Raw genomic sequence first — 24,631 nt, forward strand, 5'->3', positions numbered from 1 at the left:
TTAGAACCTACTCTTTTCTAAATCTTCACCCATAATTCCTGTAGGTTTAAATAATAATACAAAAATTAAAAAAATAAATGCAAAAGCATCTTTATAACCACCCATCTCAGGCCAAAATGCAATAACAACAACTTCAGTAAACCCAATAATAAAACCACCAAGTACTGCACCTGTTACTGAACCAATTCCACCAACAACGGCAGCAGCAAAGGCTTTAAGTCCAACAAGTACTCCCATCATAGGTTCAACAGAAGGATAATTTACAGCCCAAAAGATACCACCCACAGCAGCAAGTCCAGAACCAAGTCCAAATACTAGGGCAATAATAGTATTTGCGTCAATCCCCATAAGGTTTACTGTTTTAATATCAAAAGAAAGTGCTCTAATTGCCATACCATATTTAGTTCTATAAAGAACATATAAAATACCTAACAACAATACTAATGTAACAATTGGAACCATTATTGAAGATACAGAAAAAGTAACACCTGCTACATTAAAAATATTTTCCATATATGCAGGAACAGGGAAAGCTCTTGGAACTCCTCCTAAAAATACCGTAAATGCATTTTCTAAAAAGAAAGATATACCAATAGCAGTAATCAATAAAGAAATTTTTGGAGCTTCTCTTAAAGGTTTATAAGCAATTTTATCCATAAACATACCAAGTAGTGCAGAAATAGTAACTGATAACATCACTGTAACTGAAAAAGGTAAATCAAAAACTGCCATAAATGTATAACCTAAAAAGGCACCAACCATCATAATATCACCATGTGCAAAGTTGATTAATCTCAACACCCCATATACCATAGTATAACCAATCGCAATAAGGGCGTACATACTACCCAAACTAAAACCGTTTACCATCTGCTGCATAAACGTTAATATATCCATCAATTCTCCAAATTTTTTCGTAAGTAACTTTTACAATAAAAAAAATAACTTGTAATTACTTTTCGTATTGCAAAAAAAAAGCCTAGCAAAAAATGCTAGGCTTTAAAAGTAAAATAATTAAGGATTAACCGTCGCTTTAAAGCCAGCTTTTCCATTTCTAATTTCTTTGATAACAGCAGATCTTGTTGCGTTACCTTCTTTATTAATAGAAATTTTTCCAGATACACCATCAAAATCTTTAGTCATTTTGATTTGCTCATTAATACAAATTGAATCAGTTGGGTCTTCACATCTATTCATTGCATCAATTAAAACATTATAAGTATCTGCTCCCAATGCAGTAAAAGAATTCATTTCTTTGTTTCCAGTCTCTTTTTCATGGAATGCTACGAAATCAGCAGAAGTTTTTGATGGAGGGTTTGTTGAATCAAAGAAGTCAGTAAACATATAACCTTCAACAGATTCCCCACCTAAGTCAATAAATGTTTGATTTGCAACACCATCACCAGAAAACATAGGTTTTACTAAACCTAATTGTTTAGATTGTCTTGAAATCATAGAAGCTTCTGGATGATATAATGGTAAAAACATAAAATCAGGGTTTAAGTTTTTAATTTGAGAAACAACTGCTTTAAAATCTTTATCTCCTGAAGTAACTTTAATTTTTTTAACAATTTTTCCACCATTAGCTTTAAATGCTTTTTGGAATGCTTTTGCTAAACCTAAAGAATAAACTTGTGCTTGATCCACAACAACTACAGCAGTTTTATAACCTTGCTCTTTTGCATAGTTTGCAACAACTTCACCTTGGAAACTATCAGTAAAACAAACTCTATTTGCAAATGTTCTTTTTGCTGTTAATTTATCATTTGTAGCAACAGAAGCAATAACTGGAACTTTTTTCTTATCAGCAATAGCAATTGTTTGCGCTGTATTTGTTGAAGTTAATGCACCTAAAATTGCAACAACTTTATCTGAAGAAATTAATCTTGTAGTTGCAGTTGCAGTCTCAACCTTATCACCTTTGTTATCAACTAATACAATTTTAACTGTATCACCATTTTTTAATTTAGGTTGTAATTTATTTGCTAATTCTAAACCTAAGTTACAAACTTGACCATATGCTGCTAAAGGACCAGACATAGGCATAACTGCACCTATTTTAATCTCTTTTGCAAAAGCCATCCCACAAGTTAGAGCAGATGCAACTGCTAAACTAATCACTTTCTTCATTTAAACTCCTTAAATTTTTATACAAAAGGTTAGCATATTTTTCCAAAAAGTTTTTATAAATGTTCAAAAAATTATATATAAATTATAGTTTTATGCCATGAAAAATGCATATTGAAACTAAACTACACAATTTTTACCAAGATCTTTTGCTTTATATAAGGATTTATCAGCTCTATGTATTATATCTTCAATATTTCTATCACTACTTTCATATTCTGAAGTACCTATAGTAATAGTAAAAAATAGTTCTTTTGATTCTAATTGATTGACCTCATTTAAATATGAAACCAATTTTTTTCCAACTTTTCTTGCATTATTTATATTTGTACTAGGTAAAAGTACTATAAATTCATCTCCACCATATCTGATTATCAAATCATCATCTCTAATAATATTTTTTATAATACTTACTAATTTTTTAATAATCAAATCCCCAGTATTATGTCCATAAGTGTCATTTTTTATTTTAAAATCATCAATGTCAATTAATAACATAGAAAGCTTATCTTCTTCTCTTCTAACAATTTTCATATATTTCTCTGAAAAATCTTCCAAAAATCTTCTATTGTAAACCCCTGTCAAAGAATCAGTATTTGCCAATTTTTCATTAAACACTCTTTGAGTTTCTGATTTAACTAATTTTTTTGTTCTTTCATCTAACTCTAATGCCAAGTTATTAAAATTTTCATTTAATATATCTATTTCTACTATTCCACACTCTTCAAGTTTACTTATATCCTTTTTCAAACCTAGGTTTTTTGTCAAAGAAATGATTTTAGAAAGAGGTTCATTTATAATTCGAACAAACTGTTTTGCTTTAGTATATAAATATATAAAAAATAGTAAATAAAAAGTTATAATAGAAGCAATAATCACATAACCTAGATTTACATAATGATTTTCTAAGGCTCTTACTTCTGAAATAATCTCTTTTTCATTAATCATTGAAATTACATACCAAGAAGTTCTTTCTATTTTTTCGGTAAAAAGTAAATATTTATTATCTCCTATTATCAAATCATTAGAATGTGGTAAGTCATTTATTACATTTCTAATAGTTTTAACAACATCTTTATTTTCATATTCTAAAATACTATAATCACTTTTTTTGTAAACTGTTTTTGTAATTTTTTCATCAGAGTTATAAATATATCTATCCAAATCTTTGATCTTAAATATACTAGCAATCTCTTTTGGCATTGCAATTAGATTACCTTTATCATCAATTAAAAATGATTTTCCATTATAAGGTAGTTTAAAATTTAAAAATTTATTTATTATCATTTCAACAGTAACATCAATACCAGTAACTCCTTCAAGAAAACCTTTATTATAAATAGGCGCAATTGCACTTAGCATCCAACCTTGACCTGCTGGATCTAAATATACATCTGTCCATACCATCTTCTTTTCTGGATTATTTAGAGCATTTGCTTTATAATAAAAATTATAGTTTTTCATTGTTAAATCTGCAGGAAAAATATTATATGCATTTGGTAGATAAGGATAATATCTATTAAAGTTATCATGAGAATTAAAGTATGCAGCAATAACCATATCATGACCATCAACTATTGATTTAAATGTATTATCAAAAACTTCACTATTTATTAATTTCTTTTGAATATCATTAGTTATAGCTGTATTTTTTGAGACTACAACAGAAGAACCACCATTATCTATGCTTTTATAATACATCCCATTTTTTGCATAATCAAAATTTGGTTTCTTTTCTAAAGTAATTTCTTTATAATGCTTAAAAAAGTTTTGATGTTCATTTTGTAAAATATAAGTTAAGTTTTCAATATCATTAAATTTGTGTTCAATCTCAAAAGTTGCATTTTGAACTATGGTAGAGAGACTTTTCTTTATATCATTTAAGATAAAGTCTACACTTTTATTAACCATACTATTATTTACATTGAAATATATTACGATTAATGTAATTTCGATAAATAATATTGAAGTTAATGCTGTTTTTAAATAATTCTTATAAATTAGTTTTTCTAGTATTATTTTATCCACAACAACACCTTTATATAAGGTTTTAACATATTATTATAACAAGAAAATATCAACAATAGGGATTAATAATACTAATTAGTTTTACAGTTTAAGATTATTCCATTTCAAGGGACATTAAATACATATCTTCACCATCTATAACTTTTACTTGATTGGATTGACATTTTGGACATGAAAACTCATTTTTTTCTAATGTTGATTCTTCATCACATGCTAAACAAGATATGACAACCTTTTGATGATTTATTATAAATTCTGCACCATCACAGACAGTTTTTTCTTTAAAAGTATCAAAAGCAGTTTGTAATAAATCTGGTTCTACTCCAGATAATACTCCAATTTTTACAATAACTTTAACAACTTTTGTTGATTCATTAGTTCTTGCATGTTCTTCACAACTCTCTAATAAAGACTGAACAATACTATATTCATGCATTTTATAATTCCTTTAATCTTTTTAAACTATCTTTATGTTCTTTTTTATAAATAAATTCATTTCGTAAATAGTGGAAAGAACTATTCTTATCCCAAAACTCTGGATACATTCTTTGAAGTTCTTTCTCTTTTAATTTTTCTATTTTTTCTTCATTATCAAATATAAAATCTTTTTTCTCATCTATAAAGTCTTCATATTTATTTTCATCACTAATTAAATTTTTACAGAAAATCTCTAAGTTCTCTTGATAATTAATACTTGGATAAACTTCATCAATCATTCCTATTTTTTTAGCTTTTGCATTTCCAACAGGAATACATTTAAAAAGAATTTCATCTGCAATATTCTTTTCAACTCTTTTATAAAAAGAGAAAGTATGGTACTCACTACCACTTAAACCCATAGTTTGATAATGAGGATTTAAAACAATTCCATCTCTAGCAATACAATAATCACAGACAAGACCTAAAAAAACTCCACCAGCTCCAGCATTTTTAGAAAAAGAGGCAACAGTTATAATATCTTCTGCAAATAAAATTGATTTGACAACATCATTCATAGCATTGATATTACTCCAACCATCTTCACCTTGTTTTTTACTATCTTCTAAAATATTAAGATGAATTCCATTTGAGAAAAACTCTTCACCACCCATTAAAACTAAAACTTTACACTCTTCTTTTAAATACTCTACTGCATACTTTAAACGTATTGCTTGTTCAGAATTCATAGCACCATTATGAAAATCAAAATGTAAATATGCAATATCATCTTTTTTTTCAACATATATTTCATGAAAAGTATTTTTTGAATCTTCTAAAAAAAGAGGTATTCTATGCTCTTTTATACCTTTAATTTTATCTTTTAATACATAAGTAGCTGGAAGTTTAAAACTACCTTCTTTTTTTAAATGACTTACCCAAATTGCGCCATCACTTGTAGCTATACAAATTGCACCATCTCTTTTTGCTAATATCTCTTTGCTTTTGCCCTTAAAGGTATCTTCTTTACAAACTCCATATAAAAAGCAATCAATTCCAAGTAAGTTTTCTTTTACTCCTGGATAAGAATCACTCATATTAATTTTTTTAATTATTACATCAGTTGTATCTTTTCCCCAATCAATTTTTCTTTTCTTTTGAGTTAATGTTTCATGGATATCATTTTGTATTTGAGGAATTGGTTTAAAATTTGAATCTTGAAGATTATTAAGTAAATCTTTTAAAGCATTTGAAGTAGCATCACAAACTTCATTTCTATAAATAGAACCTTTACTTGTAATTCTCATTTTAAATTGGCTTGAAGCATAAATATCACCACCATCTAATTCTTCATTTGCTTTTAAAATCACTACACCCCACTGCTCTTTTTCTTCATTTATAGCATGGTCTAAAGATTGATGTCCTCTATCTCCTATGATTCCAGGATGAAGTATAAAAGTAGGATATGTTTCATAAATATCATGAGTTAGATACTCTTTTAAAAATGGACAGAAAATTATATCAGGGTTTATATCATTTATATCTTCTATTAAGTTTTTTTCATTTCCAAGACAGATACTTACTTCATGGTTTAGTTCTTTTAACTCACAATATACTCTTTGAGAAAGTGAGTTAAATGAAGAAATTAGAAGTAATATTTTCATAAGCTATTTTCTAACAGATTCTAGGAAGTAATTCACCAGTTGGTAATTCTAAAAATCTTTTAGTTCCCCAAGCAGAATTTAGAACAACTCTTCCTACATACTGATCTGTTACACTTCCAATTATACTTGCTGTTTCATTTGTTTGTTTTAAAATATCTAGTGCTTTTTGGGCATCTTCTTTTGCAATTGCTAATACAAATGTCCCTTCATTTGCTAAAGCCATTGCTTCAAATCCAAGTAATTCACAAATACCATTTACCTCATCAGATACTGGAATTTTATCTTCATCAACTTCGACACAAATATCTGATTGTTTAGCCCACTCATTTAATACAGCAGAAACTCCACCTCTAGTTGCATCTCTTAATGCAGTTATTTTAATATCTGCATCAATTAAAGCTTTTACTTGAGGATATAGTGAAGCACAATCACTTTGTAAAGAAGTATTCATATCAATACCTTCACGTGCAGCAAAAATAGTTGCACCATGAGCTCCAATATCCCTACTTACTAAAATCATATCTTCACTAGTAATACTATTTGAAGAAATACCTTTTTTTTGTATTTCTCCAACTCCAGTTGTATTTATAAAAATCTTATCTACACTACCTTTTGGTACAACCTTTGTATCACCACTTACTACAATTGCACCATTTACTTCAAGCTCTTTTTTCATGCTTCTTACAATCTTTTCTAGACTTTTTGTATCAAAACCCTCTTCTATGATTACAGAACACGTAAGATATTTTGGTTGTGCTCCCATCATTGCTAAATCATTACAAGTTCCACAAACTGCCAGTTTACCTATATCTGCTCCCGCAAAAAATAGAGGACTAACTGTAAAAGAATCAGTAGAAAATGCTAGCTCACCATTATGAATAACCGCTGCATCTTCACTTTTCTCTAAGATATCATTTTTAAAAGCTTTATAAAAAACTTTTGAAATAAGTTCGTTGTTTTCTTGACCACCGTTTCCATGGGCTAGTGTAATTGTTTTCATATTATTTCTTATTCCCTTTAATTATCAAACTTGTTCTAAAGCGTTAGATTTTTGTAAAAATCAAGGCGGAAGTAAAAATTTAGGTAGGAGCTTACTTGAAGTAAGTGAGTATCTAAATTTTTACTTTCAACGCAGAGTTTTGCAAAAAGCTGATGCTTTATAACAAGTTTCCATACTTGTAGTATGCCGCACACGCACCTTCACTTGATACCATACATGAACCAATAGGAGTACTTGGTTTACATGCTGTTCCAAAGATAGTACATTCAGGAGGACTTGCCATTCCTCTTAAGATATCTCCACAAATACAAAGCTTATGATCTTCTATTTGGGCTATTGGTAAAATATCTTTATATATAACTTCTGCATCATATTTAGCATATTCATCTCTTAATTTAAGCCCAGAATCTTTTATATTTCCTAAACCTCTCCATTTAAAAAGGCTTATCTTCTCAAAGTATATATTGATTAAATCTTGAGCTTTTTTATTTCCGTCATATGATACAAGTCTTTTATACTCTATTTCTAACTCACATCTATTTTCAATAAACTGTTTTACTATCATAGAGATTGATTGCATTACATCAACAGGTTCAAATCCAGCAACCACTACTGGCTTTTTATAATCTCTTGGAAACTCTTCATAAATCTTACTACCACTTATAACACTAACATGAGAAGGTCCTAAGAAAGCATCTATTTGATGATTATAAGAATCTACATGTTCATCTCTACTATCTATTAGTTCTCTCATTACTTCTGGAACTGTTACATGATTTATATGAAAATATATATTTTTGATGTCTTGTTTAATAACTGTGTCCATTAGAGCAGCAGTCATAGGAGTAGTTGTTTCAAATCCAATAGCAAAGAAAACTATCTTTTTATCTTTATTTTCATTTGCAATTTTTAAACAATCTAAAGGTGAATATACAAACCTTACATCTGCACCTTTACTTCTTGCATCTTGTAAACTTCCATTTGAACCTGGAACTTTTATCATATCTCCAAGTGTTACAAGTATTACATCTTCTTGCATACTTAAAACATATGCATGGTCAATTCTCTCTTTAGGCATGATACATACTGGACAACCAGGACCATGTACAAAGTTAATATTATCTGGCAAAAGTTGAGGAATACCATATTTCATAATAGTATGAGTATGTCCACCACATACTTCCATTATGTTAATTGGATGTTCTAATTTTTTTGCATCTTCATCGATAATCTTTTTGAAAGCTTTTATAGTATCAGGGTCTCTAAACCCATCATATAAATCTTTTAATTGTAAATCAGACATCACTAGCCTCTATTAGGACAATTATCATCTTCAAGGATTGCTTGACGCCTATCCTCTTCTTCCATTTTTTCTATAATTTCTCTATAGACTTCTAAAGAAGCTAGAGCATCTTCTTCATCTATTTTATTCATAGCAAAACCAATATGAATAAGTACATAATCACCAATAACAACTGGTTGGTCAATTAAATCTAAAGATGCTTTTCTCTCTACGCCCATAGTATCAACGGTACAAACATTACTTTCTTCATCTATATGAGTTACTTTTGAAGGGATTGATAAACACATACTACTATCTCATCTTTCTTTTAAAATTAATCCAGTCTACAACTGCTTGTAAGCTTTTTTCATCTTTTGTTGATACTTCTAAAATATCTACATTTGGTTTTAATTTTCTAGCTTCCATCTTCTCTTTTTCCACATCATAATCAAAATATGGAAGTAAGTCAGTTTTTGTAATAAGAATTAAATCAGCTGCTCTAAACATAACTGGATATTTAGCAATCTTATCTTCACCTTCTGGTACTGAAACTAATACAATATTTAAGTGAGTTCCTACATCATAAGAAGCTGGACATACAAGGTTTCCTACATTTTCTACAAAACATACATCTAAATCAGCTAATGGCATATCATGTAAACCTTTATGAACCATAAATGCATCTAAATGACAGGCTGAACCAGTTTGTATCTGTACAGCTTTAATTCCTTTTGCTTTTAATCTATCAGCATCTCGGTTTGTTTCTAAATCACCTTCAACAACACCATAATTAAAATCACATAAATCATTCATATGTTCAAGTAAAGTAGTTTTTCCACTTCCAGGACTTGACATAAGGTTGATACCTAATACTTTATGATTATCAAAATGAGCTCTATTATGACCTGCTTCATGGTCATTTTTATCTAAAATCTTTTTGATAACTGAAATTGTTTTACTATCATTTAGCTGTGGATTATGGGCTAAAGTCTCATGAGCTGCTTGGTGGCTATGACTATCGTGAGAGTGTCCATGGTCATGAGAATGATCATGTGAATGGTCATGGTCGTGATGATGGTGGTCTGTTATACTACATCCGCAATCTTGGCACATTTATATTTCCTTTTAGTGAATATATATTCATTTTTTTTCTTAGTTTAATGGAAGCTAGTTAAAATTAAACTGATACTGCTAAACACTTATGTATTTTTAGAACTATAGATAAAAAGAAAGAATTATTTAACTATAATTCGCAAATGAATAATATAACAAAGCTAACAATTTTTACTCTACTTTTATTATCAATGACAACTATGATGTCAAATGTGGCTATTGTTACAGCATTACCACATTTAAAAGAAGATTTCAGTTATATAAACAATATAGAGTTTTATTCAAGACTGATGCTTACTTTACCCTCTTTAGTTATTGCACTTTTAGCTCCTGTTCTTGGACATCTAATATTTAAGTATGGAAAAAAAAGAAGTGCAACAATAGCACTTACTATTTTTACTCTAAGTGGAAGTTCTGGTCTATTTTTACAAAGTATTGAATCTTTACTTATCTCAAGGGCTTTATTTGGTATTTGTGTAGCTGTACTTATGATAGTTTCTACTTCATTAGTTGGAGATTATTTCAAAGAAGAAGCTAGACACAAATTCATGGGATATCAAAGTGCTTTCATAGCAACAGGAGGTATGGTATTTGTCGTAGGTGGTGGTTTTTTATCAGACATTAACTGGAGATACTCTTTTGGTATTTATTTAATAGGTTTTATTCTTTTACCTTTAGTAATGACTCAAATAAAAGAGTTTAAGATAGATACGATCCAAGAAGAAGAAACACAAATCAATCCAAAAATGTTTTTTATCTATTTTCTTGCATTTTTTTATATGCTAATATTTTTTATATTACCTACTCAAATTCCATTTTTACTTATAGAAGATTTTGGAGCAAGTGGAAAATTTGCAGGTTCTATTATTGCAATTGCATTTTTAGCAAATGCTTTTGGTGCAATAACTTTTTCAAAATTGAAAACAAAGTTTTCATTTCCTACAATTTTTCTAATAGCTTTAATCATTATTGCAATTGGATTTTCAGGAATTGGATTAAATCATAACTTATATTTGTTCTACTTCATTACTCCATTTTTAGGTTTTGGTGGTGGAATTATGATGACAAATCTTACTGCATGGATGTTAAGTCGAACTACCTTAAAAAGAAGAGTTAAAACTTCTGGTTATTTTACTAGTTCATTATTCTTAGGCCAGTTTTCTTCACCTATAGTTTTTCATCCTTTTGTAGATAAATTAGGAGTACAAAATTTCTTTTTACTTATTGGTATTTCACTTATAGTTATAACTCTATTCTCTATATTAAAATTAAAATTAAGAAGCTGAATCATTTGAAGAAATAGGAACTTCTGTTGTATATTCATCTAAGAAATCATAAATTCTAGTATTTTGGTCTATATCATCTTTATAAATTTCTTTTTCGTATTTAGAATATTTTTTTAATATTATCAATTCTATTATTGAAGCAAGAAAAGGAACGAATAGGATAAAAAATATCTTTTTAATCTTCTCTTTTTTAGAATAAAAAACTTCTTCTTGCAATACTGCAACTATAGAAGCTAAAGTTAACACAAAATATACTACAAATAATAAAACTACAATATAAAACATAAAAATCCTTTGATTTTATATTATCTTATAATTTTATTTAGTCTTTGTGTACTCATAACTCTAATTTCTTTATAACAATAATTTCAATAAAATACCAAAAAAAATTATTAGGAATATTATGGCAGGGATTCTTGGATACTTATCTGTTCTAGCAGATGACATTAGCACACTAGCAGGTAAAACAGTAATTACTGCGACGAAATCATTAGCAACTTCACTTGATGATGTGGGGATTTTATTTGATGATATAGTTACATATACAAAACTTGCAGGTATAAAATCTTCAGGTATATTAGTAGATGACCTAGCTGCTATTTCTAGTTTTACAAATGAAACTACTTCTAATATCTTAAAAAAAGAATTAGAAAAAGCAAACTCAGTAGAAGAGTTAAAACAAAATATAAAAAATCTAGATGAAAAAACTCAACAAGAAGTTTTACAAGAACTAGAACAAATAAAAAATGATGCAATAAAAAAAGCTCAAAAAAGTGCTGCTGCGAGGGAACTTCCTATTGTTTATAAAATAGCTCGAGGTAGTTTAAAAAACAAATTTATAATTATTCCTGTAGTTCTACTTCTAAGTAGTATCTCTCCTTGGCTTATTGCACCTGCACTTATTTTAGGTGGTATATATTTAGCTTATGAAGGTGTAGAAGTAATTTTAGAAAAACTTTTTCATCATAAATCACATAATACAGAGGAAGAAAAAGAAACCTTATCAAATGAAGAGTTTGAAGAACAAAAAGTAAAAAGTGCAATAAAAACAGATTTTATTTTATCATTTGAAATTATAGTTATAGCACTTAGTCTTTTATCTCAAAGTGATTTTTTAGTTAAGCTTTCAGTTCTAGTAGTAATTGGACTATTAACTACAGTTGGTGTTTATGGAATAGTTGCACTTATTATTAAGCTTGATGATATTGGTTTTTATTTAGAAGAAAAAGATTCTAATTCTTCTAAAGTTATTGGAAAAGCATTAATAAAATCTATGCCAGTTATTATAAAAACTATCTCTATTATTGGTACAGTAGCTATGCTTGCAGTTGGAGGAGGAATAGTTGCACATGAAACTCATGCCTTAAATTTTTTAGAACATTCAATTAATAGTTTAGGAAATATTTCAGGAATTGTTTCATTCCTAACAGAAATTCTATTTGGTATTGTAATTGGATATATTGCAGTAAAATTACAAGCACTTTTAAACTATGTTACTAAAAAGTTTAAAACTAATAAATAAAATTAACTTATGCATTTTTAGTACTTAAATAGTATAATTCTATATGGAAATAAAAAACTGCCCTTATTGTAATAGTCGACACCTATATACTTTAAAAGACAACTATAAAAAATGTAGTACATGTAAAAGAAAGTTTTCCTTAAAAAAACTAGAAACTGACTACACAATAATTGAATTTTTTTGTAATAATATAAATGCAAATAAATGTGCAAAAATACTCAATATAAACTATAGAACTGTGCAAAATAGATATACACTCTTTAGAAAACTTATTGCAAACTATCTTGAAGACGCTTATTATAACTCAATACAAGACAACAGTTCTTATGAAGAATTTTACTATTTTACAAATCGACAAAAAAGCAATAAAAAACGATCTCTTTACGATGCAATAAATATCATAGGATTTTATTCTAATAAAAATATATTTACACTTTTGATGCCCCAACTTCCTAAATATAATAATGAAAGTGATTCTAAAACATTTGAAAACTATCTAAAATGGCACAAGATTTACTCTCAAAACTCTTATACCACACCATTGAATATTTTCTGGAAATATTTAGAAGAGAACTTGAAAAAGTATAAAGGAATAAATGAAGAAAATTTCTTTTTATATTTAAAAGAGTATGAATTTAAATTTAATTATCTACAAAATAAACAAATCCAAATATTAAAAGATATTTATTTTAAATAAATAATAAATAAACAAACCACATATAAAAGAACTATAATTCTTTGCTAATTAATAATTTTTTAGTATAATAAATATAACAGGAATTCATATGAATTTATTATCTAAAATATTACTATTATTCATACTAGTCTTTAATACTATTTCTTTTTCTAAAGAAAATAAAAAAATACTTATATTACACTCATATCATCATACATTTAACTGGACAGATAGACTAAATAATGGTATTTTTTCAGTACTTGATAAAAATGATGCAAATACCGAATACTTCATTGAATATATGGATACAAAAAGATTTGTAAATATTAAACATTATGATAATTTAGCAAAAATTTATTATGAAAAATATAAAAATACAAAATTTGACTTAATAATTAGTTCAGACAATAACGCTTTCAATTTTTTAAAAAAATACAATAACTCAATATTTAAATCTGTACCAGTTTCATTTTGTGGAGTTAATAGTTTAGTAAAAAAAGATGTGGAAAACTTTGAAAACTTTACAGGAACAAATGAACAAGCAGATATTACAAAAAATATAGAATTAATAAAAACACTTCATCCTAATACAAATAAAATCTATATAATCATAGATACGACAACAACGGGAAGTCAAATAAAAAAACAAGTTGATTTAGCAATAAAAAAATATCCTAATAAAAATCTAGTTTTTGAATTTATTAGTGATATTACTTATAATAATTTGAAAACTAAAGTAAAAAACTTACCCAAAAATAGCGTGATTCTTTTGACCGTATTCTTTAGAGATAAAGATAACAATTTCTTTGAATGGAATGATGTATCAATAATGCTTAGCAAAAATGCAAATGTACCTGTATATTCTCCATGGGAATTTGAAGGTATTATAGGAGGATATTCAATTAGTTCTTTTTTTCAAGGAAAAGCTGCTGGAACAATTGCAAAAAAGATATTAGAAGGGAAAAAAGTAAAAGATATTCCCATTGAGTATGTAAGTCCTAACAAATATATTTTTAATTATGAAAAATTATTACAACATGGTATAAACCAAGACTTATTACCTAAAAATAGTATTATTCAAAATAAGCCTATTACTTTTTATGAACACTACAAAAAAGAGATAATCTTAGCACTTATACTTTTTATCATGATGTTTATATTTATAATTATACTGTTAAGAAATATTCAAAAAAGAAAAGAAGCAGAAATAAAAATAAAAAAACAATTAAAATTTCAACAAGATTTAATAGATAATGTCGATACTCCAATTTATTATAAAGACTTAGAAGGGAAATATATCGGATGTAATAGAGCTTTTGAAAACTTTATAAACCAGAAAAAAGAAAATATTATGGGAAAATCTATTTATGGTCTTATTCCTAAAAAATTTGCAAAAATATATGATTTAAAAGATAAAGAACTTTTAAAAAGCGGAGAAGCTCAAAGATATGAAGAAGTATTAGAAAATAATGAAAAAGAGACTAAACACTTAGTATTTTATAAAAATATATTTTATAACGAAAAACAAGAAATTGATGGACTTATAGGAGTTGTATTTGATATTACAAAGATACGAGAGTATTCATTAAAACTTGATTCTCAAAATAAAGAATTAATCGAAGCAAATAAATCTAGAGACGATTTTCTTGCAAATATGAGTCATGAACTAAAAACTCCTCTAAATTCTATAAATATTATATCTTCTGTTATGATGAAAAATAAAGATGAAAAACTAAATAATGAACAAGTTAAAAATCTAAAAGTTATCAATAGCTGTGGACAAGATTTACTTTTTCTAATAAATGATGTTTTAGATATTTCTAAACTTGAAGCTGGGGAGATTATCATAAATTATCAAGTATTTGATTTTTATGAATGTATGAATAAACTAAAAAATATGATAGAACCACAAGCTACAAAAAAAGGTTTGACTCTAGTATTAAAATATGAAAGTGATGTTAGACTAATTAATTCTGATGAACAAAGAATTGCACAAATTTTAAAAAATCTATTAAGTAATGCTCTAAAATTTACACAAAAAGGAGAAATTCGAATAATTGTAAAAGATTCGAATAATTTTATTAGTATTTGTGTTGAAGATGATGGAATTGGAATTGCTAAAGAAAAATTAGATTCTATCTTTGACAGATTTAAACAAGTAGATGGAAGTACAAGTAGAATATATGGAGGAACTGGTCTTGGATTATCAATTTGTAAAGAATTAGCTAATTTATTAAAAGGCTCGATTGACGTTCAAAGTGTTCTAAATGTGGGGACAAAATTTATACTAAACCTTCCCAAAAATACTAATAAAGCTAATGAAAAAGAAAACATAGAAAAACCAAAAACTGTTAATAACTATAAAAAAGAAAAGACTTTAGAAGATTTAGATGGCAAAATAAAAGAAGAAAAGAAAAATATATTAATTTTTAATAATGACCCTATAAGTTATTTAAAGATAATTGTAAAATTGAAAAATGATTATGAGGTAACCCAGATTAATAATGAAAAAGATCTTTTTGAAGAACTAGAAAATAAAAACAACTATTCTCATATAATAATTGATACGAATAATTTAAACCTAGAAGAGTTAGAAAAAATTAATCCTCAAAATAAATTAATTCTAATCGTTGAAAAAGAAAAAGAACTATCAAAGAACTTACTAAAAAATGCAAGCTATACATATAACAAACCACTTAATACTGAAGATTTTATAGAAAATATCAATCTTCTATAATATATTGATAAACAACAATTTTTATTTTTCTACTTTTTGATAATATAAACAATATTAGAATGATAAGGTTAAAAATGGATAATCAAAAGGTAGTTTTAATAACAGGTTCAAGTACAGGAATGGGAAAAGAAACTGCATTACTTCTAGCTAAAAAAGGTTTTCTAGTATATGCAGGAACAAGAACTCCAAAAAAACTTGAAAATATAAATAATCAAAACCTTATTCCAATAAAACTTGATATAAGAAAACCTGAACAAATAAAAGAAACTATAAATAAAATAAAAAAAGAACATGATAAAATTGATATTCTAATAAATAATGCAGGATATGGATTAGTATCAACAGTTGAAGATTTAGATGAAAAAGAGATGTTTGACCAATATAATATAAATGTATTTGGACTTCTAAGAGTATGCAAAGAAGTAATTCCTTGTATGCGAAAAAACAACAGTGGAGTTATTATAAATATTAGTTCGTTTCTAGGTAAAATTGGCTTACCTCTTCTTACATTATATAACTCAAGTAAATATGCTGTTGAAGGAATTACAGATTCATTAAGATACGAACTAGCAGAATTTAATATAAGAGTTCATTCTGTTATGCCAGGTTTTTTTGCTACAGATTTTGCAAAAGAAAATCTTGTTACAAACTTTAATACATTTGATGAGAAATCACCTTATTCTAAAACTGTTTCTAAACTTGCACCTGTAATAGTTGAACAAATAAACAATGGAAATGACCCAAAAGAAGTAGCCTCTATAATTTTTGATATTATTGAAAATGAAAAGTTTCCAGCACGAACAACAATTGGAGAAAAAGCAAAAAAATTTATCCCTATGAAAAAAGAGTTAAGTGATGAAGATTTTGAAAGACGAGTTAAAGAATATTATAATATAGGATAAATATGGATAGTTTCTTTTTTAATATAACTGATACAAAATATAAAACTACAAAACTCTTTGAGAAAGTGAAAGAACATATTACAAGGGTAGATATCTCAAATGGAATAGTTTTTTTTGATATAAACCTTCAAAACAATCAAGAAATGCAATTTCCAATTAAAAACCTTGATAGAATGGTCGTAATCTCTACTGTACAAAATGGAGAGTTTGAAATATCTGATAATATTAAAAAAGAAAACTATATTTCAAAAAAAGATGATATAAATATATACTGTTCATCTAAGCAAGATTTTTTACTAACTATTAAAAAATCAGAAAAATCAAAAGTATTTATACTTTTTATTGCAGATTTCTTTTTAAAAAGATATTTAAGTGCAAATAAAAATGAGCCTTTAGATTTCTTATACAATAAAATTCAAGAAGAAATATCTTTAGAACTTATAAACTCTCAGCCAATTGATGCGTTAAGCCTTTATATTATAAATAAAATAATCAATTCAAAAGAACATGCAAATATGAATAGTATTAGATATGAACATAGTGTTATGGAGTTTATGATTCATAGGTTTTCACTACTAGATATCTATGAAGAAGATATAAATGAAGATGATTTACTAATAGCAAAAAAAGCAAAAGCACATTTACTAAAAAACTATGTTAGTCCACCAACAATAAATATATTAGCGCATTTATGTGCAACAAATGAATCTAAGTTAAAAATCATATTTAAAAAAGTTTATAAGGTAACAATATATAACTATATACAAAAACTACGATTAGAAAAAGCAAACTTACTTTTAAAAGACAGAGTTTTAAACATAGGAGAAATTGCAAAAGATGTTGGATATAAACACCAAGGGCATTTTAGTAAACTATTTTTTGAAACATATGGAGTCTATCCAAAAGATTTATTAAAAAATTAGTTTTTTCTTTATTTAAACTTTATTTTTAATACTAAAAAATCTTTTTCTGCTAAAATTTATTTCTTCTATTGCTAAAAGCATATTGAAAACTACTCAACCTGACTGCTAAAATTATTAAAAATATAAAAGGAGACTTTATGTCACAAGTAGTTTTAATAACAGGCGCTACATCAGGAATGGGAGAATTAACTGCAAATACACTTGCTAAGAGTGGATATATTGTATATGCAGGAACTAGAAATGAAAATATAGAAGAATCTTCTATTGAAAATATTAGAAATATTTATTTAGATGTAACAAAAACTGGCTCAATAAAAAATGCAGTAGATCAAATCATTGAAAATGAAGGAAAAATTGATGTTCTTGTAAACAATGCAGGATATGGACTTTTAGCAACTATTGAAGATGGAACAGATGAAGAGATGTTTAATCAATTTGATGTAAATGTATTTGGTCTTATAAAAATGACAAGAGAAGTATTACCATATATGAGAAAAGCAAATGCTGGTGTAATTATTAATATTAGTTCATTCTTAGGAAAAATGGGATTACCATTACTTGCTCATTATAATGCTTCAAAATATGCAGTAGAAGGAATAGTTGATTCACTAAGATTTGAAACATCACCTTTTAATATCAGAGTTCACTCAATCCAATCAGGACTTTTTGGAACAAACTTTGTTAAAAAAGGTTTAGTTGCAAATGAAGTTACTACAAGTGAAAATTCTCCATATAAAGAGTTAGTATCTCATTTTGTTCCAATTATAGGAAAAGCTATTAATGAAGGACCAAACCCTCAACCAATTGCCAATGCAGTTAAAAATATAATTGAAGATGAAAATTCTGATATCTCAATTCCTGTAGGAGCTGAAGCAGAGACTTTTGTACCACTTAGAAAAGAGCTATCTGATATTGACTTTGAACAAAAGATTAAAGAAACGTTTGCGATATAATAGAAAATAAACCAACAAAGAACAAAAATGAAAACTATCATACAAAATATAGTCATAGCATTTATTGTTATATCTATTTTATTATCACTTCCATATATTTTAAAAGAGAGAGACTTTAAAACATATGGCGATGAACAAATAAGAAAAACGGCAATATCAAAGGGATTAAAACCAATTCCAAATACCTATGAAGATATGATAAAAGTTATGGATAAAAAAGAAAATCCAATAACAAGAGAAAAAATAGCTCTAGGGAAAGAGCTATTTTTTGATACAAAACTCTCTAAAAATAGTGATATTAGCTGTGCAACATGTCATTTGATTAGCAAAAATCAAGAAGAAAAAAAGATTATCTTAAACTCTATAACACAAAAGAAAAAACCAAATGATATGAAAAATGCAAATAATTGTGTTGTTTGTCATTTAGGTGATGAAAGTGGAACAGATAGACTATCAACTTCTATAGGTGATGGTGGAAAAGAAAACCCTCATCATCTAAATACAATGACTATATTAAATTCATCTTTAGCAAAATTCTTTACTTGGGGAGGAGAGATAAAAAATATAGAAGGTCAAATTGCTGAATCTATACAAGCCCCTACTCAAATGAATATGAAAAAAGAAGAACTAGTAAAACGATTATCAGAAGACAACTCTTATAAAGAACTTTTTAATATTGCTTTTAAAGACCCAGATTCAATAACATTTGAGAATATTAATAAATCAATTGCTACATATGTTAGAACACTACTTACAAGAAGTAGCTTTGATAAGTTTTTAGAAGGTGATAATAATGCAATAAATCCACAAGCAAAACAAGGGTTAATAAACTTTATGAACTTTGGATGTAGTGGATGTCACACAGGTATGAGTGTAGGAGGACAAAGTGTACAAAGGTTTCCATTAAGACATTTTGCTGCAATTCATGATTTAAGACCAAACTTAGGGCCTGCACCTGATTTTGAAATTATTGATAACAGTTTTCCTTTTAATAATATTGGAAACTATAAAGGTAGAGCAAATACTCATTTCTTTAGAGTTCCTATTTTAAGAAATATTACAAAAACCTCTCCATATTTTCATAATGGCTCAGTTGATAAAATTAAAAAAGCAGTAGAGATTATGGGAAGACATCAATTAGGATTGAATCTTACAAATAAACAAATAGATGAGATAGTTGCATTTTTAAAAACACTAGAAGGGAATATTGTTGATTATTCTTCTGAAGGGAGTTCAAAATGAGACTTTTTAACGTAAAAACTTTAATACTTATAATATTTATCACAGGAATACTTCAAATGGATATTTTTAATATACAATGGAAATACTTAACAACAATTTCAATAATTCATGCACTTGTATCAGTAGTATTCTCTGTTTTTTATATTATTCCTTTTGTTAATAAACATGCTTATAAATATATAGTTATAAGAAGAGTAAATAGCCTAATTGGTTGGATTCTTGGATTTATACTATTAATAGTAATATTGAGTGGATTTTATTTATTCTTAGTAGGAAATAGAGGTGGAGATATGATTGGTATAGTATCATTTAATATTCATTTATATGGTTCTTTTGTTTTAATAGCTTTTTTACTTTATCATACAAAAAACAAAATACCTACAGCAACTGCCTCTTTAGTATTTGTAATGACTTTAATTAATCCTACTTCATCATATAGTTTTAATAAAGACTTTGTTTCAATGAAACTTGAGAATGATAAAACTATGTATCATAATGAAGATTGGACAAATTCAACTAAATGTAAATCATGTCATAGTGAAATATTCAATCAATGGGCAGATTCAAATCATAAAAACTTAGTAGAGTCAAATCCATACTATATGGTTTTAGAAGGAATTGCAGCTGAAGTTGAAGGTGAAGAGTTCAGACAATGGTGTATGGGATGTCATAATCCAAGTGGACTCACAACAGGACTTACAAAAACTTCACATAATATGACAGGAAATACACTTACAAGTACACTTTTTGAAAAAAAAGGAAAAACTTTAGTAGAAAACTTTAAAGAACATGGTAACTCAAGACTTGAAGAAGGAGTATCTTGCCTTACATGTCACAGAATAATGGATGCTAAAAGTGATGGTAACTCATCATATACTCTAGATTTAACAAATAGAAAGAAATATCCTTTTGAAGATGAAGAATCTAGTATGGGCTCTTGGTTAGGACATAAATTTATAAATGCAAAACCTCAAGAACATAAAGATAGTTATATGAAGCCTCTATATAAAGAAGCAAAATATTGTGCATCTTGTCATGACGAAACTTCTCCTATAACAGGAAAACAAATAGTATCGACTTTTAAACAGTGGGAAAAATCTGAATACAATAATCCTAAAGATAAAACAAAACATAAGTCATGTATTGATTGTCATATGACTTATTTAAAAGATGATAAATTTTCACCTTTAAGAGGAACTTCAACTGATGGTGGAGTAATAAAAGATGATGTGAAAGTTCACTACTTTTCTGGTTCAAACCATTTCTTATCAGGACTTAAAAATAAAGAGCATGAAGACCAAACACTTCAACTACTTAGAACTTCTGCCGAACTTGATGTAAATATTAAAGATGGACAGATTCATGTTGGAGTTAAAAATGTTGGGGCAGGACATCATCTACCAACAGGAGTTGCTGACTTTAGAGAGTTATGGCTTGATACTACAATAAAAGATGCAAATAATAAAATAGTCTTTTCAAGTGGTAAACTAAAAGAAGATGGTAATTTAGGAGATGATGCAAGACCATTCATGAAAGTATTTGGTGATGAAAATGGAGAGCCTGTGGGCTTACTATTTTGGAAATATAAAACTCTTTTAAAAGATACTAGAATTCCAGCAAAAGAAAGAAGGGTTGAAGTTTATGATTTACCAAAAGAACTAAATTATCCTTTAAATGTAGATGTTAAACTTAATTTTAGAATATATCCTCAATGGGTTACAAATATTGTAAGAAATGTGTTTCCAGAACTTCCTAATCCTCCAGTAGTAAAATTGGAGAATATTGTCAAAAAGTTCAATAAAAAGTAAACGAAAACCGTTTACTTTTTATGCAATTAAATCTTTCTTTATAAAAATGTAAAATAGTGAAAAAACCGGCATTATTACAACACCAATAAGCCAAAACTTTTTTTCCTCTTCATTTTTAAATCTATTAGAAATTATTGAATAAATTGAGTAGAACCAAATTGCTATTACAATAGCAATTACTACGATTGCATATGTTGCCATAATGACTCCTTTTTCTTTATATTATATTCCTAGATTTATTAAAAGAATAAAAAGAATAAAAATTAATTTAAAACTATATTTTTCAATTAACTTTAGAGCTAAACTAATTATAAAAATAAAACTATATAATGCATCAAAAATTTGAAGGAATCAGATGCTTAACTCTGCATTAAAACGTTTTAGAAGTATTTCAGCGATCGAAGGTTTATCTTATTTAATTTTAGTATTTATTGCTATGCCAATAAAATATTTAGGAAATGATCCATATTATGTAAAAGTTTTTGGTATGGCTCATGGAGTTTTATTTATATTATTTATGATTTCATTATTTGAAGCTAAAATAAAAGAGTCTTGGGATACAGGTTTTATGTTCCAACTTTTTGTACTATCTTTAATACCTTTTGGAGCTTTTATAATTGAAAACAGAGTAAAACCTAAAGAAGCAAAACAGAACGCTTAGCAAAATTAGATTATATAAAGTTCTAAATTAACTTTATATAATCTTTTTATCTTTATTTTATACTATCTATATCTTTTGCTCTTACTTCATCTTTTCCATTAAATTCTTTTTCATCTGCTTTTGCAACAATTGTTTCTGAAATATAAGTTGTTAAATCTGCAATTTCTTTTGTTCTTGTTGCTACGTTAGCATTTTGTTGTGTTTGAGAGTCAAGTTTTGTAATAGCATCATTAATTTGTAAAATACCTGTTTGTTGTTCTTGCGATGCTCTATCTACATCTTTAATAATCTGTGTTGTTTTATCAATATTTTCTGATAATTCATTAAAGCCTTCAATCATATTTGAAGTAATAGATTTACCTTCATTTGCTTTATTTGTAGCATTTTCAACTAAATCTTTTATCTCTTTTGCTGCCTCTGCACTTCTTGAAGCTAAATTTCTTACTTCTTGAGCAACTACTGCAAAACCTTTTCCTGCTTCACCTGCAGTTGCTGCTTCAACTGCTGCATTTAGAGAAAGAATATTTGTTTGGAATGCAATTTGATCAATAATTGTTATTGCTTCATTGATTGTTAATACTTGAGTATTAATACTATCCATAGCTTCCATAGTTTGATTAGCTAATTCATATCCAGTATTTGCAGAATTTGTAAGACTAGTTGCATAAGAGTTCATTTTTGATACATTTTCTGTATTTGCAGTAATTGTACTTGTAACTTCTTCAAGTGCAGCTGCTGTCTCTTCTAATGAAGCTGCAGCATGATTTGAAGAGACATTTAAAGTATCAACATTTTCCATTAGAACAGATGAACTCTCTTGTAATGTTAAACCATTAGATTTATTTTCAATTAGCATATCTGTAATTGCATCTCTTAATTTATTTATGTCATTAATTAAAAGTTCAAATACTCCGCCTTTTTCTACGTTATCCATGATTAATTCATTTTTATAATTATATTTTGCATACTCTTCTAAAATATAATTTACTTTATTAAAATTACTTTTAGTATCTGTAATCATACTATTTATATTTTCTTTTAAAAGCTCTAAACTATTATTATCAGAACTTTTAGTGATATGTTCACTATACCAACCATGACTAACTCGTTTCATAACGCCTTCTGCTTGCACAATTAAATCTTTTTCTTTTAAAAGACCATCTTCGATAGTTTGTAAATAATCATTAAACTTCATGGCAACTTTTCCCACTTCATCTTCAGAAGAAATATCTACTCTAGAACTAGAATCATTTGAAGCAATTAGATTTGTTATTGCATTATTTAGATTGTCTAAAGGTGCAGCAACTATTTTTTTCATTGAAAATAGAATCACAATAATTAATACAAATATTAAACAAATAATCATAATTATTGCCATATTGATAATATTACTTGAAACATCAATTGCCAGATTTACTTTTTCAATAGGTTCAGCAACTAAAGAAATACCAAGTTTCTTATTATTGAAATCTTTTACATCTACATATGTATATAAAAACTTATCAGTAATAATAAACTTTTCTTTTAAAAGTTTTTTAAAATCAATTTTTTTAGCATCTGCTAAAAAATCTTTATTAATAAATTTTTGTGAAATTATATAATTATTTAATTTTTGTGAAGCATTAAATTGTTTTACTTTTGATGCAGATAAATCCATTAAAAGTACATAACCCTCTTTTTGTTTATCAAAAGATTTTGCTACTGAATTCAAACCTTGCATAAACTCTAAAGAACCTAAATGTGTTCCATCATCATCAATTACAGGAACTACTGCACGTAAAGACAGACCAGCTTTTCCCATCTCAAAAGTATTTACTACAGTTTGAGTACTATTTACTTTTACAACACTATGTCTAAAAGAACTTAAATCATCACCAAATTTATTTAACTTCCAAGCACGAACGAAAGAGTGATTGTCTTTAGTATGTACATGTACTTTTATATTTTTAAAAGGTGTACTTTTTTTCATTTTTTCACTAATAAATTTTAGTGTTAAAATGGCTTCATCTCTATCTTTATTTCTCAATGCACTTTTTATACGTCCATCATTTGCAATACTTACTGCATTTGAAATACCAACATCTTTTTTACTATTAATCTTTTGATTTACTTTTACTTGTAAATCATTTACTACTTGAGAGTAAACATCTTCTATAGCTTTATTCTTATAAAATTGAAGTATTGAATAACTTACAACTAAAGAAAGTAAAGAAATAATCACTACAACTAAGGTGATTTTTAGACCTATGGATTTGATTTTCATTTTGTCTCCAAATATAATTATTATTCA

At 27.1% G+C, this 24,631-nt stretch carries 22 protein-coding genes; 10 read left to right on the plus strand and 12 right to left on the minus strand.

The annotated features are described in order from the left end of the window. The 9 genes from BT997_RS10700 to hypB all read right to left on the minus strand — a co-directional run bounded on the left by BT997_RS10700 (window position 1) and on the right by hypB (window position 9,631). Window positions 1-897 (minus strand): branched-chain amino acid ABC transporter permease, encoded by an 897-nt coding sequence (locus BT997_RS10700; RefSeq protein WP_072681891.1) that lies wholly within the window; start codon window positions 895-897, stop codon window positions 1-3. A 117-nt stretch (window positions 898-1,014) separates the two neighbouring features. Next, window positions 1,015-2,130: an ABC transporter substrate-binding protein gene (locus BT997_RS10705; RefSeq protein WP_072681892.1), complete on the minus strand. Its 1,116-nt coding sequence runs from the start codon at window positions 2,128-2,130 to the stop codon at window positions 1,015-1,017. A 117-nt stretch (window positions 2,131-2,247) separates the two neighbouring features. Next, window positions 2,248-4,155, minus strand: coding sequence for a diguanylate cyclase (locus BT997_RS10710; protein WP_072681893.1), 1,908 nt, complete (start codon window positions 4,153-4,155; stop codon window positions 2,248-2,250). Window positions 4,156-4,249: 94 nt separating this feature from the next. After that, window positions 4,250-4,591, minus strand: a complete 342-nt coding sequence (hypA, locus tag BT997_RS10715; RefSeq protein ID WP_072681894.1) for a hydrogenase maturation nickel metallochaperone HypA — start codon at window positions 4,589-4,591, stop codon at window positions 4,250-4,252. Between the two features lies 1 nt (window position 4,592). After that, entirely contained in the window at window positions 4,593-6,236 is a 1,644-nt protein-coding gene (locus tag BT997_RS10720; protein ID WP_072681895.1) for an enoyl-CoA hydratase-related protein, read from the minus strand. A gap of 10 nt (window positions 6,237-6,246) precedes the next feature. Then, a complete protein-coding gene (hypE, locus tag BT997_RS10725; RefSeq protein WP_072681896.1) occupies window positions 6,247-7,236 on the minus strand; it encodes a hydrogenase expression/formation protein HypE in 990 nt (329 codons plus the stop codon). A 157-nt stretch (window positions 7,237-7,393) separates the two neighbouring features. After that, entirely contained in the window at window positions 7,394-8,539 is a 1,146-nt protein-coding gene (gene hypD / locus BT997_RS10730) for a hydrogenase formation protein HypD (protein WP_072681897.1), read from the minus strand. 2 nt (window positions 8,540-8,541) lie between these two features. Then, window positions 8,542-8,826 carry a HypC/HybG/HupF family hydrogenase formation chaperone gene (locus tag BT997_RS10735; RefSeq protein ID WP_072681898.1) on the minus strand — a complete coding sequence of 95 codons (285 nt, stop codon included), beginning with the start codon at window positions 8,824-8,826 and terminating at the stop codon, window positions 8,542-8,544. 4 nt (window positions 8,827-8,830) lie between these two features. After that, window positions 8,831-9,631, minus strand: coding sequence for a hydrogenase nickel incorporation protein HypB (gene hypB / locus BT997_RS10740; RefSeq protein WP_072681899.1), 801 nt, complete (start codon window positions 9,629-9,631; stop codon window positions 8,831-8,833). Window positions 9,632-9,774: 143 nt separating this feature from the next. On the opposite strand from hypB, the gene BT997_RS10745 reads away from it, so the two are divergent. Further along, on the plus strand, window positions 9,775-10,917 hold the full coding sequence (locus tag BT997_RS10745; RefSeq protein WP_072681900.1) for an MFS transporter: 1,143 nt from the start codon (window positions 9,775-9,777) through the stop codon (window positions 10,915-10,917). Here the strand turns inward: BT997_RS10745 and BT997_RS10750 are convergent. Beyond that, window positions 10,906-11,202 (minus strand): hypothetical protein, encoded by a 297-nt coding sequence (locus tag BT997_RS10750; protein WP_072681901.1) that lies wholly within the window; start codon window positions 11,200-11,202, stop codon window positions 10,906-10,908. The genes BT997_RS10745 and BT997_RS10750 overlap by 12 nt on opposite strands. A 118-nt stretch (window positions 11,203-11,320) precedes the next feature. On the opposite strand from BT997_RS10750, the gene BT997_RS10755 reads away from it, so the two are divergent. From BT997_RS10755 to BT997_RS10790, 8 genes are all read left to right on the plus strand, one after another. Then, on the plus strand, window positions 11,321-12,439 hold the full coding sequence (locus tag BT997_RS10755; protein ID WP_072681902.1) for a DUF808 family protein: 1,119 nt from the start codon (window positions 11,321-11,323) through the stop codon (window positions 12,437-12,439). A 43-nt stretch (window positions 12,440-12,482) separates the two neighbouring features. Beyond that, a complete protein-coding gene (locus BT997_RS10760) occupies window positions 12,483-13,136 on the plus strand; it encodes a hypothetical protein (RefSeq protein WP_072681903.1) in 654 nt (217 codons plus the stop codon). Between the two features lie 88 nt (window positions 13,137-13,224). Next, window positions 13,225-15,852: an ABC transporter substrate binding protein gene (locus BT997_RS10765; RefSeq protein WP_072681904.1), complete on the plus strand. Its 2,628-nt coding sequence runs from the start codon at window positions 13,225-13,227 to the stop codon at window positions 15,850-15,852. Between the two features lie 74 nt (window positions 15,853-15,926). Beyond that, complete coding sequence (locus BT997_RS10770; protein ID WP_072681905.1) at window positions 15,927-16,754, plus strand: SDR family oxidoreductase; 828 nt, start codon at window positions 15,927-15,929, stop codon at window positions 16,752-16,754. Between the two features lie 2 nt (window positions 16,755-16,756). Then, a complete protein-coding gene (locus BT997_RS10775; protein ID WP_072681906.1) occupies window positions 16,757-17,677 on the plus strand; it encodes a helix-turn-helix transcriptional regulator in 921 nt (306 codons plus the stop codon). Between the two features lie 137 nt (window positions 17,678-17,814). Continuing rightward, window positions 17,815-18,630, plus strand: a complete 816-nt coding sequence (locus tag BT997_RS10780; RefSeq protein ID WP_072681907.1) for an SDR family oxidoreductase — start codon at window positions 17,815-17,817, stop codon at window positions 18,628-18,630. Between the two features lie 27 nt (window positions 18,631-18,657). Further along, window positions 18,658-19,872 carry a cytochrome-c peroxidase gene (locus BT997_RS10785; protein WP_143145190.1) on the plus strand — a complete coding sequence of 405 codons (1,215 nt, stop codon included), beginning with the start codon at window positions 18,658-18,660 and terminating at the stop codon, window positions 19,870-19,872. Then, window positions 19,869-21,680: a multiheme c-type cytochrome gene (locus tag BT997_RS10790; protein WP_072681908.1), complete on the plus strand. Its 1,812-nt coding sequence runs from the start codon at window positions 19,869-19,871 to the stop codon at window positions 21,678-21,680. Before BT997_RS10785 ends, BT997_RS10790 begins: the two co-directional genes overlap by 4 nt. Before the next feature lie 18 nt (window positions 21,681-21,698). Here the strand turns inward: BT997_RS10790 and BT997_RS10795 are convergent, their stop codons facing one another. Continuing rightward, complete coding sequence (locus BT997_RS10795; RefSeq protein ID WP_072681909.1) at window positions 21,699-21,881, minus strand: PLDc N-terminal domain-containing protein; 183 nt, start codon at window positions 21,879-21,881, stop codon at window positions 21,699-21,701. 154 nt (window positions 21,882-22,035) lie between these two features. Between BT997_RS10795 and BT997_RS10800 the strand changes: the two genes are divergently transcribed. Beyond that, complete coding sequence (locus BT997_RS10800) at window positions 22,036-22,341, plus strand: DUF3817 domain-containing protein (RefSeq protein WP_072681910.1); 306 nt, start codon at window positions 22,036-22,038, stop codon at window positions 22,339-22,341. Window positions 22,342-22,393: 52 nt separating this feature from the next. On the opposite strand, the gene BT997_RS10805 is transcribed toward BT997_RS10800, so the two are convergent. Then, window positions 22,394-24,604: a methyl-accepting chemotaxis protein gene (locus tag BT997_RS10805; protein WP_072681911.1), complete on the minus strand. Its 2,211-nt coding sequence runs from the start codon at window positions 24,602-24,604 to the stop codon at window positions 22,394-22,396. Between the last annotated feature and the right edge of the window lie 27 nt (window positions 24,605-24,631).

Source organism: Arcobacter sp. LA11 (genome assembly GCF_001895145.1).
Lineage (GTDB): Bacteria > Campylobacterota > Campylobacteria > Campylobacterales > Arcobacteraceae > Halarcobacter.